The sequence below is a fragment of the Corynebacterium sp. MSK004 genome (assembly GCF_030232515.1).
Lineage (GTDB): Bacteria > Actinomycetota > Actinomycetes > Mycobacteriales > Mycobacteriaceae > Corynebacterium > Corynebacterium hesseae.
Genome location: NZ_JASPKB010000004.1, coordinates 34,343 through 49,103 on the forward strand (window position 1 = coordinate 34,343; position 14,761 = coordinate 49,103).

13 protein-coding genes are annotated in these 14,761 nt (G+C 61.9%); 8 read left to right on the top strand and 5 right to left on the bottom strand.

The window, feature by feature from the left end:
- Positions 1 to 24: 24 nt before the first annotated feature.
- On the top strand, positions 25 to 1,656 hold the full coding sequence (locus tag QP999_RS05750; RefSeq protein ID WP_070683841.1) for a peptide chain release factor 3: 1,632 nt from the start codon (positions 25 to 27) through the stop codon (positions 1,654 to 1,656).
- On the opposite strand, the gene QP999_RS05755 is transcribed toward QP999_RS05750, so the two are convergent.
- Both QP999_RS05755 and QP999_RS05760 read right to left on the bottom strand, forming a co-directional pair.
- A complete protein-coding gene (locus QP999_RS05755) occupies positions 1,653 to 3,218 on the bottom strand; it encodes an aspartate-alanine antiporter-like transporter (protein ID WP_269948477.1) in 1,566 nt (521 codons plus the stop codon). The genes QP999_RS05750 and QP999_RS05755 overlap by 4 nt on opposite strands.
- Positions 3,219 to 3,340: 122 nt before the next feature.
- On the bottom strand, positions 3,341 to 4,210 hold the full coding sequence (locus QP999_RS05760) for a patatin-like phospholipase family protein (protein ID WP_284847853.1): 870 nt from the start codon (positions 4,208 to 4,210) through the stop codon (positions 3,341 to 3,343).
- Between the two features lie 35 nt (positions 4,211 to 4,245).
- Between QP999_RS05760 and QP999_RS05765 the strand changes: the two genes are divergently transcribed.
- Together QP999_RS05765 and QP999_RS05770 are read left to right on the top strand one after the other, a co-directional pair.
- Positions 4,246 to 4,653: a hypothetical protein gene (locus QP999_RS05765; protein WP_070530594.1), complete on the top strand. Its 408-nt coding sequence runs from the start codon at positions 4,246 to 4,248 to the stop codon at positions 4,651 to 4,653.
- A 6-nt stretch (positions 4,654 to 4,659) separates the two neighbouring features.
- Positions 4,660 to 5,205 (top strand): gamma carbonic anhydrase family protein, encoded by a 546-nt coding sequence (locus QP999_RS05770; RefSeq protein WP_070520833.1) that lies wholly within the window; start codon positions 4,660 to 4,662, stop codon positions 5,203 to 5,205.
- 128 nt (positions 5,206 to 5,333) lie between these two features.
- Here the strand turns inward: QP999_RS05770 and QP999_RS05775 are convergent, their stop codons facing one another.
- Positions 5,334 to 5,990 (bottom strand): sulfite exporter TauE/SafE family protein, encoded by a 657-nt coding sequence (locus QP999_RS05775; RefSeq protein ID WP_070530598.1) that lies wholly within the window; start codon positions 5,988 to 5,990, stop codon positions 5,334 to 5,336.
- 246 nt (positions 5,991 to 6,236) lie between these two features.
- Between QP999_RS05775 and QP999_RS05780 the strand changes: the two genes are divergently transcribed.
- Genes QP999_RS05780 through QP999_RS05790 form a run of 3 tightly spaced genes read left to right on the top strand, consistent with a single transcriptional unit; the run spans position 6,237 to position 9,739 of the window.
- Positions 6,237 to 7,433: an NAD-dependent epimerase/dehydratase family protein gene (locus QP999_RS05780; protein WP_269948474.1), complete on the top strand. Its 1,197-nt coding sequence runs from the start codon at positions 6,237 to 6,239 to the stop codon at positions 7,431 to 7,433.
- 6 nt (positions 7,434 to 7,439) lie between these two features.
- A complete protein-coding gene (locus QP999_RS05785; protein WP_284847854.1) occupies positions 7,440 to 8,582 on the top strand; it encodes a glycosyltransferase family 4 protein in 1,143 nt (380 codons plus the stop codon).
- A 20-nt stretch (positions 8,583 to 8,602) separates the two neighbouring features.
- Positions 8,603 to 9,739 carry a DUF6882 domain-containing protein gene (locus QP999_RS05790; protein WP_284847855.1) on the top strand — a complete coding sequence of 379 codons (1,137 nt, stop codon included), beginning with the start codon at positions 8,603 to 8,605 and terminating at the stop codon, positions 9,737 to 9,739.
- 3 nt (positions 9,740 to 9,742) lie between these two features.
- Here the strand turns inward: QP999_RS05790 and QP999_RS05795 are convergent, their stop codons facing one another.
- Entirely contained in the window at positions 9,743 to 10,777 is a 1,035-nt protein-coding gene (locus QP999_RS05795) for a 3-hydroxyisobutyryl-CoA hydrolase (protein ID WP_070530607.1), read from the bottom strand.
- Positions 10,778 to 10,876: 99 nt separating this feature from the next.
- Between QP999_RS05795 and QP999_RS05800 the strand changes: the two genes are divergently transcribed.
- On the top strand, positions 10,877 to 11,674 hold the full coding sequence (locus tag QP999_RS05800; protein WP_252970509.1) for an HAD-IIB family hydrolase: 798 nt from the start codon (positions 10,877 to 10,879) through the stop codon (positions 11,672 to 11,674).
- 58 nt (positions 11,675 to 11,732) lie between these two features.
- Here QP999_RS05800 and QP999_RS05805 read toward each other — a convergent pair whose 3' ends face one another.
- Positions 11,733 to 11,915 carry a hypothetical protein gene (locus tag QP999_RS05805; RefSeq protein WP_070530609.1) on the bottom strand — a complete coding sequence of 61 codons (183 nt, stop codon included), beginning with the start codon at positions 11,913 to 11,915 and terminating at the stop codon, positions 11,733 to 11,735.
- Between the two features lie 226 nt (positions 11,916 to 12,141).
- On the opposite strand from QP999_RS05805, the gene QP999_RS05810 reads away from it, so the two are divergent.
- Positions 12,142 to 14,700 (top strand): acyltransferase family protein, encoded by a 2,559-nt coding sequence (locus QP999_RS05810; protein ID WP_284847856.1) that lies wholly within the window; start codon positions 12,142 to 12,144, stop codon positions 14,698 to 14,700.
- Positions 14,701 to 14,761: the final 61 nt, after the last annotated feature.

A 14,761-nucleotide genomic window follows, 5' to 3' on the forward strand; every position in this document is an offset into this window, starting at 1 on the left:
CAGCCAGCGGCTAAACTAGCCCGCATGAGTATTGCCTCCGAAGCTTCCCGCCGCCGCACATTCGCCGTCATCGCCCACCCGGATGCTGGTAAGTCCACGCTGACGGAGGCGCTGGCACTTCACGCGCACGTCATCAACGAAGCTGGCGCGGTGCACGGCAAGGGCAACCGCAAGTCCACGGTCTCTGACTGGATGGAGATGGAGAAGGAACGCGGCATTTCCGTGGCCTCCTCGGCCCTGCAGTTCGAGTACGCGCCCGAGGGTCACGAGGGCGAGCCCTACATGATCAACCTGGTGGACACCCCGGGCCACGCGGACTTTTCGGAGGATACCTACCGCGTGCTCACGGCGGTGGATGCTGCCGTCATGCTTATCGACGCCGCCAAGGGCCTCGAGCCCCAGACCCTCAAGCTGTTTCGCGTGTGTAAGGCCCGCGGCCTGCCGATCATTACGGTGATCAACAAGTGGGACCGCGTGGGACGAGAGCCGCTGGAGCTTGTCGACGAAATCGTCAACGAAATCCAGCTGCAGCCCACCCCGCTGTACTGGCCGGTGGGTATCGCTGGCGACTTCCGCGGCTTGGCCCACATCAACGATGACGGCGAGGCTGATGAGTACGTGCACTTCCTGCGCACCGCCGGTGGTTCCACCATCGCCCCGGAGGAGCACTACGCGCCTGAGGATGCAGCCGCGAAGGAAGAGGACGCTTGGGAGACGGCCGTGGAGGAAGCAGAGCTGCTGGCAGCCGACGGCGCCCTGCACGACCAGGAGCTCTTCGAACAGTGCGTGACGTCCCCGCTCATCTTCGCCTCCGCGATGCTGAACTTCGGCGTGCACCAGATCCTGGATACTCTGTGCGCCATCGCCCCGGCTCCGCGCTCGCGCGAATCAGATCCGCAGGCCATCGAGGCCGCTACCTCCGCCATCGATGAGGTACGTGAGGTCACCGATGACTTCGCGGGCGTCATCTTCAAGGTGCAGGCGGGTATGGACCGCAAGCACCGCGATAACCTGGCTTTCATGCGCGTCGTCTCCGGTGAGTTTGAGCGCGGCATGCAGGTCAACCATGCGCAGTCTGGGCGCAGCTTCTCCACTAAGTACGCTCTGACGGTCTTCGGCCGCACGCGTGACACCGTGGATACGGCTTACCCGGGTGACATCGTGGGCTTGGTCAATGCCGGTTCCTTGGCACCTGGTGACACGATTTACACGGGCAAGAAGGTGCAGTTCAAGCCCATGCCGCAGTTCGCGCCGGAGGCATTCCGCATCCTGCGCGCGAAGTCTTTGGGTGACTACAAAGCATTCCGCAAGGGCTTGGACCAACTGGCTGCGGAAGGCGTGGTCCAGATTCTGCGCAACGATACGCGTGGCGATGCCGCCCCGGTCATGGCTGCGGTGGGCCCCATGCAGTTCGAGGTCATGCAGGCCCGCATGGAGGTCGAATACAACGTGGAGACCATCACCGAGCCCATCCCCTACTCCGTGGCGCGCCGCACCGACGCCGAATCCGCGCCCGAACTGGGCCGCCAGCGCGGCGTAGAAATCTTTACCCGCACCGACGGCGAGCTCATCGCACTCTTTGGTGATAAATGGAAGCTGGCCTTCATTGAGAAAGAGCACCCGGAGCTGACCATCGAAACGCTCGTGGCGGATTAGACCGTGAGCATCAGCGGAATGACCACGATTTTGACTATCTGCGCCACCACAATGGTGGCCGCGTAGCCAGTCATAATGCGGGAATCCGTGCTGATTCCTGTGGCGTAGTCGACCACGGCAGGCTGGCCAAAGATGCCGGAAACGCCGCCCGCGGTGCGGGTTTCTGACTGGCCAAGGAACCTATTAGCCACAGCGAAGAGGACGACGACAACCACGGTAATGATGGCGGCGAGAGCCATGCATTTCAGGCCCATCCAGGAGAATGCCGTGGACTGGAAAGCCTCACTTGAGGCCAAGCCCACCGAAGCCAAGAAGATAACCAGGCCCCACTGCTGAAGAGCCAGATTGATTGAAGCCGGAACCTTCCAGGGCACGCGGCGCGTGCGGTGCAGAGCACCGAGGACAAGTCCGGTAATCAATGGGCCCAGCGCAAAGCCAAGTTCAAAGGACGCACCACCTGGTAGCGGAACCACAATGAGCGCGATGAGGTAGCCCAGGAACAGACCACCACCGACAGCAACCCAGTTCAGCTGGGAATACCCCTGAACCGAGTCACCGAAGTAATCACGAATATCGCCCAGGCGGTCTTGATCCACAATCACCGTCACCCGGTCACCGGCATCGAGGTGCGTATCGAAGCTAGCCAGGAACTCTTCATCACCGCGTTGCACGTGGACAATGCGGCCACCGTAGCGCTTGAAGAGGTTGAGGTCCTCCACGGTTCGACCGGCAATATCGGAGTTCGACACCACCACGGTTTCAATGACCAAGCGCTTGTCCACGAAGGGCACTTGAGGCTGACGCTTGCCTAGGGCAGCGGTAAGCTCGTGCCTTTTCGCCTTCGTCACGAGTACGCGCAGGATGTCACCCTTGCGAATCTCCGGATGGTCCCCGGCCACGGTTCGGATATTGCCGCGGCGAATCGTGGCGATAACAAACTGATCCTCGAATCGCTCCACCAGCTCCTCGTAGGTGATGTCCTTGGTCACCCGAATAGTCCGGGAGCGAAAGACCTCCTCCGCGGAATTGTCCTTGTCCTTAGTGGCCGGCCAGGACTGCTTGAGCAGAAAAGCTACCAGGAGGATAGCGACGGCCACGCCTACCGGATAGCCCAAGGAGTAGCCCACGGCGGGCAGTTCCTCGCCCGTTTGCTGTTGCGCCACGGCAAGCGATGCCGTCGAGGTCGTCGCACCGGAGAACACGCCCACGGAGAGCAAGGGCGACAGTCCCAACCAGCCGCCCGCGAGAAGTGCCACGGCGGCAGCACCCACCACCGCTATCGCGGCAGTAATCATGTGCTTGAGCTGTTCAGAGAAGCCTTTGAAGAAGCGCTCGCCGGCAGACAAGCCCTGCATATAGATGAAGAGGCCAAGGCCCATCTCCTGCAGGCTGCTTAAAATCGTGCCGTCGAGATCGATAAAGGCGCCGATGGCCAATCCCACGAACAAGGTGCCGGCTGCGCCGAAGCGCAGCGGGCCAAAAGGAATCATGCCAAATAACGTGCCGAGCAAAGCAATAAAGAAAATGCTCAGCCAAATATTTCCATCAAATAGTGCCAACACGGGAAATCATTGTAAGAAAACACTCAGAAAACTCCATGCATGGGTCCGCTTCTCCTCCCTAGAGGAGGCGCGACTCACACCGTGTTGGCAAAAGTGAGTCGCGCACGACCCCGCTGAGCTCACTAGCTGCTGAGGAATTCCTTCCACGCCGGCCATTCGGCATAGGTCTGCGCGCGCCCAGCCTCATAGTTGGAGCGCAGCTTTGTCACAGAACGCTCAGTCGATGCCACCTGCATATCCTCCGGGAAGAAAAGCTGAGCGCGCCCCTCCTTCTCCAGCTCCAGAAGCCGGTCCTTGGAGGCGTTGTACCGGGGCGGCCGGGCAATCATCGCCTCCGCCACGGCAGGGTACTTTCGGAAGATTCGTCGCAGCGCCGCCGGCCGCCCCACCTCGGGCCGCACGTAGCCACGCGGTTTCGACCCCAGGAACAGGAACTTCTCAAACCCGGCCTTCTCCGCCTGCTCGATGAGGATGCCGCCGGATTCCCCCATGGCGCCGTCGACATACGGCGCACCGTCGATGACGCGCATCGGCATGATCAACGGCAGCGTCGAGGAGGCGCGCACACGCACCATCAGGTCTTCCTGCGTCTTGATGTCTTCACGCCCCCAATACACGCTCTCCCCCGTATCTGCGCGCGCGGCGGAAATGCACACCTGCGCCGGGTTAGCGTCAAAGGCTTCCCAGTCAAAGGGCATGTCCTGGTCCGCAGCCTTCTCGTAGATGAACTCCGCATTGAAGTAGCCGCTACCGCGCAACAGTGAGCCCAGGCCGCCGAAGCTGGGGTTCTTGGCAAAGTCCACGAAGGATTCCTCGGAGCGAACCACATCGCGGGAAAGGAAGTTCACGGTGTGCGAGGAGCCCGCGGACACGCCTCCGACCCAGCCGAATTCCACCTCCTCCTTTAGGAGTTTGACGATGCACGCGGCGGTATAGGAATTGCGCATACCGCCGCCTTCAATGACGAGTGCTGTATCTTTCGCGTCAATCACACTGCACGATGGTACCCCCGCGCTAGGATCGCGCCATGAGTTTGTTTTCCGCGGTAAAGGATATCGTCGATAAGCTCGGCGGCTCCCCCACCGTCCGCTTGGCCTCCCCGGATCCCCACGCCGTCGAGGTCTCCGTAGACCACCTGTCCGTCCACACGGCCGGCGGCCTCATCATCCTGGTTACCTCCCCAGCCGGCGCACAGGTACTCAGTGAGGTGGCGCGCTCCGGCGAGCCCGCGCGCTTAAGTGGCTCTAAGACCACGGTGCATCTTTCCCCCACGACGAAGGCACAGCGTCCGGTCCATGATCCCAAGCGGGGCTGGGCCATCCCGCTATCCCCTGCGGAACGGGACATGCTGGCCCAGATCAGCGCCACGCCCGGCGATTATGAAGTCTCCGAGTCGCTTGCGGTCTCCATCGAAACCACCCCTGAAGAAAGCTAGCCTGCCATGCTCATCCTTCCCTTCCAAGGACGCACTCCCCGCATCCACCGCAGCGCCTGGATCGCCCCGAATGCCACCATCATCGGTGACGTCACCATCGGCCCTGACTCCTCCGTGTTTTATGGCTCCGTGCTGCGCGGGGACGTTGGTTCCATCCGTCTAGGCGCCCGCGTCAATATCCAGGACAACTGCGTCATCCACGTTGAATCCACCGAGCCGTGTGTGCTGAAGGATGATGTCACCGTGGGCCACATGGCCATGCTCCACGGCACGCGGGTGGGTGCGGGCACGCTCGTCGGGATGAAAGCCACCTTGCTCTCCGGCTCCACCGTGGGCCCTGGCTCTCTCATCGCCGCCGGCGCGGTGGTGCTCGAAGGCCAGGACATTCCCGCCGGCACACTAGCCGCCGGGGTTCCAGCCAAGGTGCGGCGCGAGCTGAGCCCTGAGGAATCCGCCGCCTTCATACCGCACGCCGCGCGCTACGTCGAAATTTCAAAAAATCAGGCGCTGCTTGGCGACGCCCTCCCTCTCGACGCCGTCCTCTACGACTAGCAGTCGCAACTGCCGTTGTTGCCAAAACTCCCGAGCCTGCCGCACGATCTGGCCAGAATTTTGGCAACTAGGGCAGTTCCACCACCGCGAAGCTAGGACAGCTGCCGAGTCGCCTTGAAGGCAAGCCCCTAAAGCAGAGCGAAGATGCCCATGACCACCAGGAAAGCGGCCACGCCGTAGCCGCTCCACAATGCCACGGTGGTGGAGTTCTCCCGGGCCCACGCAAAGGCGCGTCCGGCCCAGGACTGTGGCTTCGCCCGCACCAGGGCGATGAATAATCCGCACACCGTCGGCAGCGAGAGCGCAAACGTGGCGTAGAAAAAGAGGCCACCGTACTTAACGGTATTGCTAAAGTCCCCGGCCGCTAGGTGCATCAGGCCATAGAAAAAGGGCACGGAGGTCAAGGACTGGATAACGCCCATGGCATAGCCCACCACAACGGTCTTAGCCGAAGGAGTGCGCAGCGGGCCGAGCAGTTTCTGCACCATATCGTTGGGTTCGCCCTGGGAGCGCCAGGCTAGAAGTCCCAGAGCAAGGCCAATGACTACCAGCCCCCACCCCAGCAGAGGCGATTCCAAGGCCGCGGCAACCTTGTCCTGGATACCGACGAATACGAACATCACCACGGCGGCTGCGGTGAGCACACCGAACCAATCGCCGACGATGACGAGGGCCGCAATCTTGCGGTAGCTCCCCCGCGGAAGCATGATGCCGATAGCCACCAGGATTCCGATCAGTAGGGCGTTGACGGAATCGGCAAAGGCATTGAGCACGGCTTCAAGCATGCGGGCCAGTGTACAGGGCGCGTTTGCAGAACTTACTCTGGACACCGAGCCTCCTGCGCCCTGCACCATGCTTTGCTCTAGTGGTGCAGCCCGAGGAAACATTCACTCACTGTTTACCGTTAAGGGCCCTCATGTGAGGGCCGTCAACGGTAAGGTATTGAAAAGTGCTTGCCGCCGCGACGGGGTTTCCCCATCGTCGGCGGCGCCGTAGCTCGTGCCCCCGACAGTGATGTGGAGAGATAAGTAATGAAGGTAGCGATTCTCGGCGGAGACGGCTTCTGTGGGTGGCCCGCTTCCCTTTATCTCTCCGACCAAGGCCATGACGTCATCATCGTGGATAACCTCTCCCGGCGCGCCATCGATGAGGAGTTGGGCGCGGAATCCTTAACACCCATCGCCTCCATTGAGGAACGCCTGGCTGCGTGGACCGAGGTTTCCGGCAAGACCATTGGCTTCCGCAACCTCGACGTGGCCCAGGACTACGACGACCTGCTCGAGTTCCTGAATACCGAACGCCCGGATGCCGTGGTGCACTTCGCTGAGCAGCGCGCCGCCCCCTATTCCATGAAAAATTCGCGCACCAAGCGCTACACGGTGGATAACAACATCAACGCCACCCACAACCTACTCGCCGCCATCGTGGAATCTGAGCAGGATATCCACGTCGCCCACTTGGGCACCATGGGAGTCTACGGCTACGGCACCGCCGGAATGAAGATCCCGGAAGGCTACCTGGACGTGCAGGTGGATGCGGGTGAGGGGGGCGTCGTCAAGCAACAGATCCTGTACCCCTCCAACCCGGGCTCGGTCTACCACATGACGAAGGTGCTGGACCAGCACCTCTTTGCCTACTACGCCAAGAATGATGAACTGCGCATCACCGATCTGCACCAGGGCATCATTTGGGGCACGCACACGGAGCAAACCCAGAAGGACGAGCGCCTCATCAACCGCTTTGATTATGACGGTGACTACGGCACGGTTCTCAACCGCTTCCTCATCCAGGCTGGCATCGGCTACCCACTGACCGTGCACGGCACCGGTGGCCAGACCCGCGCTTTTATCCACATCCGGGACATGGTGCGCTGCATCGAGCTAGCTTTGCAGAACCCGCCGGCGCGCGGTGAGCGCGTCAAGATCATCAACCAGATGACGGAAACCCACCGCGTACGTGACTTAGCGGAGTTGGTTGCGAAGATCTCTGGCGCAGAGGTGGCCTACGTGCCGAACCCGCGCAAGGAATCCGCGGAAAATGAGCTCCACGTCACCAACGACACCTTCCTCAACCTGGGGCTGGAACCGACCACCTTGTCTGAAGGGCTGCTGCACGAGGTGGAGGAAGTCGCACGCAAGTACGCCGACCGCGCTGACCGCTCCAAGATTCCGGCGCAATCGCTGTGGACGCGCCAGCAGCACGCCGGCGTCCCCTCCACGGAGGCCTAGTCCTCCGTGCGCATCGCAATCGTTACCGAGGTCTTCCTCCCCAAGATCGACGGCGTGGTCACGCGCCTGACGCGCACTCTGGACCAGCTGGCCGCGATGGGCCATGAGGTCCGGATTTTTGCCACGGGCAAGGCTCCTGATTCCTACGCCGGCTTCGAGGTCACCCGCATCCCCAGCTTGTCGCTCTGGGTTTACCCGGAGATTAAATTCGGCCTACCCTCCTGGAAGTTCTTCAAGGAGATCCGGGATTTCGATCCCGATGTCATCCACGCGGTCAATCCCATCTGGACCGCGGCCCTCGGCGTCTTTGCCGCGCAGCGCGATGCCGTGCCGTTGGTAGCTAGCTTCCACACCAACGTGCCTGAATACGTCGATGCACTGGGTATCGGGTGGACCCGCCCGCTGACTGAGGCCGCTCTGAAGTACCTGCACAACCAGGCTGCGGTGAACCTATGCACCTCAGGCCCCATGGTGGATAAGGCTCGGGAGGTGGGGATCCACAACGTGCACCTGTGGCCCAAGGCTGTCGATACGCAGGCCTACCACCCCAGCCGCGCCACCGCGCAGATGCGCGAGCGCCTCACCGGTGGACACCCGGATTCCCCGCTGGTGACTTATATCGGGAGGGTCTCCAAGGAGAAGGACTTAGAGCGCCTCGACCACGTGATGCAGCTAGTGCGGGCAGAGCTTGGTGACGCCCGCCTGGCCATCGTCGGCGATGGCCCCGCCCTTGAGGAGCTCAAGGCTAGCTTTGATCCTGCGCACACCGTGTTCACGGGTTATCTTTCCGGCGAGGAGCTCGCAGCGGCTTTCGCCGTGGGCGATGTCTTCCTCTTCCCCTCCGCCACGGAGACACTGGGCCTTGTGGCGCTAGAGTCCTTCGCCTCGGGTGTGCCGGTCATCGGCACGAATGCCGGCGGTATTCCCTTCGTCATTGAGGAAGGCGTTACAGGACATCTCATCGAACCCGATGCCGATGATGAGGCCTGGGCCAGCGCTACCGTCAATCTTCTTCGTGACGCCACGCGTCGGGAGACGATGGGTGCTGCCGCCCGCCGCGAAGCCGAAAAGTATTCCTGGGTAGAATCCACCCAAGCCCTCCTTCAGGCCTATGAGGAGGCTATCGAGCATCCCTTCTTCAGGGAATAAATCCAAGTCAAGGAGCACTAATGGACTCAGCCCAGGACCTGTACTCCGCTGGCGCCTTCATTCAAGCCGGCATCGACGCCGCGTTCTCCTCACGCTTGGGCGACGTGCGCGACGTCGAGGTGAACTTTGCATCTTCCGACTCCGAGCCCGCTACCGATCAGCGCGCAGTGGTGCGTTTTACTACCGCCTCTGGGACCTATGATTTCGATGGTCTGCGCCTAGCCACAATCCAGGATGGCCGCTTGCACTGGTCTACGGGGTTGACGGAACACGCGCCGCAACCGGAGTTCCACGGCCCGCAGCCCGATTCCGCCCTGCTCCGCGGCTTGGCGCGGCGGCTGGTGGGTGACCGCCCAGTCATCCGCGTCCCGCAGGGCGAGGGCGAGGCGCTCGTCGCCGTCGACTTCGCGGAGATCCACCCGGATCCCCGTGTCAGCATCCTGGCCGGGCTTGAGCATACGGGGGATATTGAGGGAGGCGTCGACGAACACCTCGCCACCGCCGAGCTCGCCTCCTATGTGGGCGTGGCACCAGATGTTGTACAAGGCCTCGCGCACTTCCACGGCGCCCGGATCACGGCTCTCCCCCATCCTTCGGGCCACGGCGGGCTCAGCGCACGCGATGTGCTGGCCGACGCCCACTTTATGGCCACCGAGCACAATTTCTTCCTGGAGGCCCGCTTCCCCAACCTGTGGGCTGACCTTGACCCTGACACGTCGCGCACCGTGGTGAACTCCGATTATGGTTCGCTTACGGTTCCCTCCCATCTCATCGCCACCCTCAACGCCACAACGAACACCTTTACGTGGGCATGGGCGGACGAGCTCTCCGGTTCCATGTCCGCCCACGCCGCGGCGAACCTGCGCCGCTTCGGATATGACAATGCCATCCCCGAGCTGATTCGCGCCCGCGTACCCATCCCCGAGGCACGCTCTCTGCGCTTGCCGCAGTTAGCCATGCCAATTCTGGGGCTGTGGACTCTACTGCCAGTGCAGCTACCCGACGGCCGCCAAGGGCTAGCACTGTCCGACGCCCCCGCGTTCCACCTGCCCGCGCCTTCACGGGCCGCCGCGCAGGCCACGCTCAATGTTGCGGTGCCGGCGGGAGTGGATGAGCAGCGGGCGCGCGCCGCATACCAGCGAGCACGCCCTATATAGCTGCTAGGAGCTCAGCACCGCGCGGAATTCTTCGACGTCAACGTCCTCCGTGGTCGCCGGGTTAAACGCTGCGTCCTGGGTCTTATCCACCAGTACCGCACGCACGCCTTCGGAAAAGTCAGGGCGGCGATACATGTGCATGCCCAGTTTGAGTTCTAGCAGGAGCGCCTCCCGGATATCGTCGACAGCGGCTTCCGCCTCATAGAGCTCATTGGCCGCGATGATGGCGGCTGGGCACGCGGCTGCCATGAGGCGACGCACCTCGCCGGCAATCTGCGGGCGCTTGTCCAGCTCCGCGGAAATCTCCTCCCACGTGGGCAGCGCGAAGGTCTCCTCCAGGTCTTGAGCCACCTGCTCGAGCGGTGCTGGCTGCTGTGGCGCGGGTAGGGCCAGCTCTTCCAGTGCGGCATCAATACCGCGCTCGATAGCGGCTTCAATCAGCTCGGCGGCATCCTTGACCACGTGGGTTGCCACGCCCGTCCACAGCATGTCGGCGGCATACATGCGGTACCCGCTCAGCCCCCAAAACTTTGCCAAACCCGGCGAAGCTACGCCGCGGGTGCCCACCATGCGCTGGGCCGCATAAGCTACTCCGACGTCCGTGACGTAGCCGATATTCATCTCGGGCATCGAAGCGAAGGCCTTCTCCGTCACCACGCGGTGCGAACCGTGCAGGGAAATGCCCAATCCACCGCCCATGACGACGCCGTCGATGACGGCGATGTAGGACTTCGGAAACTCGGCGATATCGCCGTTGGTGAGGTACTCGCTGGCGAAGAAGGCATCGACCTCGTCCAGCTTGCCTTCCGCGATTCCCTCCCGCGCGTGACGCACATCGCCGCCAGCGCAGAATGCCTTGGGACTGTTGGAGTAAATAAGGACCTGCTCGATGTCGTCATCCTGCGCCCACGCTTCGAGGGAGCGGCGGATGATGTCAATCATGTCCGGGTTCAAAGAGTTCAGGGCCTTCGGCCGGTTGAGTTCGAGGACTCCTGTGTGGTTGCGCACGGAAACGAGTACTGGATCAGTCGTAGTCATGCGCACCAGTGTTCCATATCACAAAAGTTTCAGCCACCTATTTCTTGGCGCTACGTTGGACATGGCTCCCTGCCTCTAGCTCAACACTTTTAGATTGGTGTGACTTACTTGCTCCCACAACTTGTTGCCCTTGATATGGACGGCACGCTCCTCGACGCGCATGGCCAACTCCCTGCAGACTTTTCGGAGCTCCAGGACCTGGCCACTGCCCGCGGCTGCGAGCTGGTTCCGGCCTCGGGGCGCCAACTGGCCACCTTGAAGGACATGTTCCCGAAAGGCGAAACGTTTATCGCCGAAAACGGCTCGGTCATCATGCGCGGCGGTGAGATCATCGCGGCATTCCCGCTTGCGGAATCCACCGTGCACGCGGCACGAGAGGCTGCTGCGGCCATCGAAGTGGAACATACCGTAGTTCTATGTTCCCCGGAGACCGCCTACGTTGCACGGGATGTGTCAGACGCGGCACGTACAGAGATTGCAAAGTACTACAAGGCGGTCACTTGGGTCGATGACTTGGATGCAGTGCCGGATAGCAACATCATCAAGATTGCTATTTTCTGCGAATCCGGTACTGAGGCGCACATTTACGATCCCATCGTCCGCGCCGTCCCGGAGGACAATGTCGCCGTATCCGGCAAGGTCTGGCTCGATGTGATGGCCCGCGGCGTGGAAAAAGGTATGGCGCTAACTAAGCTCGCTGAGCTCGCCGGTATTCCGATCGCAGCCACTGTGGCCTTCGGTGACTACCTCAATGATTTCGAGATGCTGCGCGCCGCCGGGACGGCTGTGGCCATGGAAAACGCGCATCCTCAGCTGAAGGAAATTGCAGATATCATCGCCCCAGCTAATACCAACAACGGGGTTAGCACCGTACTACGCCAGCTTTTGCGCACCTAACACGCTCCCCCGCAGCCTTGCCCGAGTAGCCCGTATGCACAGAGTAGGATTACTCGGGTTACTGAGCCTCAGTACCCGAACCCCGGTGTCTACCTGCGGAGTGTGTAGTGAAGAAGTTTTTGCGGTCGATGATGTCACGTTTGGCAAAGGGCGAGTCGTCTGCATCGAGTCCCGCTCCGTCCTCCTCGGCGGATTCCTCGAAAACTACCTCGCCTTCACCCGCTGCAACTTCCGCGCGCACTGCGCCTGCTACGCCTTCTCAGTCCCCGCCACCTGCTAAGTCCACCGCGCCTACCGCGAACGATAAGCCTGCTAAGGCAAGCGCCCCTAAGACTCCACCAGCACCCACTGGGCACGGACCCCGTAATGCCCAGCGTCCTGCCTCTCGGCCTGGCCGCGTACGCCCACGTTCGGCTGAAGACTTCACTCTAGATCTGACTCCGGATGCACTTCCCAAAGCCTCGGCGGTGAAAAAGGCCAAACTAGTTAAAGCCCGCGAAGAGGCCGAAGTAGCTTCGGCCGGTCGACGCGGCCCACGTCGGGCCATTCCGCGGCACCCGAACCCGCAGGCTCCCGCCCAACGACGCCAGGCACCTGCAACGCCCAGCGCCGACAAGGCTTCAACAACCAAGCCATCACAAACTCAGCCCGCTGCGAAGCAGCCACCTGCACACGGCGACAAAGCACAGTCTCCTTCCCCGGCTCCAGCACACCCCAAGCGGCAAGAAGGAGCCGAAAAGGCCGCGACGGCCCCGAAACCCAAGAAAGCCCCGGCGACTGCAAAGGCCAACGAGGAGACAAAGACCGAGGCGGCCGCAAAGCCCCGGGAAACCACAACGCCCCAAAAGAGCAAAGGAACCGGGGAATCCAAGCAACCTGAGAAGAAGGCTTCACCCGGCACCGAGAACGAGATTTCGCGTGCTCTGGCCCGCCGCTCGCAATCCGTCGGGGCGTTAAGCGCCAAGCAGGAAAAACGCCGATCAGAAAAGCGGCGAGTAGCACAGGCTTCCCCCACTGCCGCCGCTGCAGCCGCCCCTGCAACCGCAACCGTCGCGGCGGGCACAGCCGCCGCAGCTCCAGCAGCTGCTTCTGCGTCCGCCCGCAACGCAGCCGCCACTGCCCCCACTGCCCCCGCTGGCTCAAAGCGCCGTGCGCGCGCCCGCCTGCGCCAAGTGCCGGGCCTGGATGGTCTGCGCGGTCTAGCGGTCCTCGCCGTGGTGATCTACCACTTCTTCGGGGATATTCTCCCCGGCGGCTACCTCGGTGTGGACATGTTCTTTGTCCTTTCCGGGTTCCTCATCACCTCGCTGCTTGTTCGCGAGTTCAACGTCACTGGACGCATCAGCCTCAAAGGCTTTTGGCTCCGCCGCTTCCGGCGAATCCTCCCGGCCGCACTCATAGTCCTGTCCATATGCACAGCGATAGTGTCGCTCATTGGTGGGGACCTGGCCGTTGGCATCCGCGAACAATTCTTGGGCACGTTCTTCTTTGTCAACAACTGGACCCAAATCGCCACGAGCCAAACCTATTTTGCGCCTAATGAAGTACAAGTTTTCGCCCACTATTGGTCCTTGGCTGTCGAGGAACAGTTCTACCTGATCTGGCCGCTGTTGATGCTTGGCGTCTTTGCCATTTCCCGCCGCAAGCCCAAGCGCCTGCCCATCGCCGTATCGCTCATCCTCGCATGTGCCTCGGCCGTCGCCATGGCACTGCTCTATAGCCCGGGCGAGGATCCCACGCGTGTGTACTACGGCACCGATACCCACGCGTTCGGTCTCCTCATCGGCGCGATGCTGTCCCTCCTCATGACCTCCACCGACAAGGACATGGACGCGGATTCTTGGCCGGCCGCAAACAAGGGCGTTCTCGCCGGAACCGTTGGTTCCTTCGCATTAGTTGGCTACCTCGCGCAATTGGTGTGGATGGGCGCGGATCGGGATTTCACCTACCGCGGCGGCCTCGTCCTTACCAGTGTCCTCGGCGCGGCAATGATTTGGGCAGTGGTGCGCGAATCTGGTCCCCTCACGTGGATCTTCCGCACCCGTGTGATGCGGTGGCTGGGCCAGCGCTCGTTCTCCCTCTACCTCTGGCACTGGCCGGTGGTAATGATTGTCCACGCGCTGTCCGACGCCCCCTCCTGGCTCCTAGGCCTCCTTTCGCTTCCGCTGAGCTGCGTGCTGGCTGAGGTGACCTACCAGTTTGTAGAAAATCCCTTCCGCCGCGCCGGATTCCGCCCTACGTGGCACGCCTACTGGGCTGCACGCCCCAGCGCGCAAGAGGTCAAAGATGGTTTTGGCAAGGCCATGTGGCCTGCCGTTCCCGTCCTCGTTGTTCTTTCCGTACTGGGCGTGGGCTACGCGCTGGTGACTTCGGAGGATAAGAGCGAACTGGAGCGCGAGCTCGAACGCATGGCGCTGTCCAACGAACAGGCGGAGAATTCTGCCCCGGCACAGTCATCGTCTGCCCCCGCAAAGCCTTCCGAGACCACGAAGCCGAAGGAAAAGCGTGCGCTTCCCACTGGAAACGAGATTAGTGCTATCGGTGATTCCGTCATGCTCGCTGCCTCCGAGGCTCTCAATGAGCGTTTCCCGGGCATTAGCATCGACGCCACTATTTCCCGCCACTATTCGGCAGCCCTTCCTGTCATCAAGGCGCAGAAGGATTCCGGGCAGTTGCGCTCCACCGTGTTTGTGGGTTTGGGAACCAACGGGGCTACGTTTGAGGGCCAGATGGACGAGCTCATCGACATCGTCGGCCCCGAGCGCACGCTGGTGCTCGTCTTGCCCTACGGCGAGCGCGATTGGATGGGACAGGCACGCGCCGAGATTATTGACGCCGCGACTGCTCACGACAACGTCTACATCGCAGACTGGTGCGGCATGGCTCAGGAGAACCCTGCCATGCTTTACGACGACGGCGTCCACCCGCTCCCCGAAGGCGCACATCTTTACGCGGATGCGCTATACGACGCCGTGGAGCAATACGCCAACGAGGAAAAGGACCTCACTACGGTGTGCTCCCGCTAGCTAAAAGCCCCTGATGATCGCTAAAAGCCGCCCGGCTTCTGCCGGGCGGCTTTTGTAAACG

Bases quoted from the DNA above. Each gene is read 5' to 3' on its own strand.
- QP999_RS05770 (WP_070520833.1), top strand. From the start codon at position 4,660: ATGCTCATCCTTCCCTTCCAAGGACGCACTCCCCGCATCCACCGCAGC.
- QP999_RS05775 (WP_070530598.1), bottom strand. From the start codon at position 5,990: ATGCTTGAAGCCGTGCTCAATGCCTTTGCCGATTCCGTCAACGCCCTA.
- QP999_RS05765 (WP_070530594.1), top strand. From the start codon at position 4,246: ATGAGTTTGTTTTCCGCGGTAAAGGATATCGTCGATAAGCTCGGCGGC.
- QP999_RS05780 (WP_269948474.1), top strand. From the start codon at position 6,237: ATGAAGGTAGCGATTCTCGGCGGAGACGGCTTCTGTGGGTGGCCCGCT.
- QP999_RS05795 (WP_070530607.1), bottom strand. From the start codon at position 10,777: ATGACTACGACTGATCCAGTACTCGTTTCCGTGCGCAACCACACAGGA.
- QP999_RS05750 (WP_070683841.1), top strand. From the start codon at position 25: ATGAGTATTGCCTCCGAAGCTTCCCGCCGCCGCACATTCGCCGTCATC.
- QP999_RS05790 (WP_284847855.1), top strand. From the start codon at position 8,603: ATGGACTCAGCCCAGGACCTGTACTCCGCTGGCGCCTTCATTCAAGCC.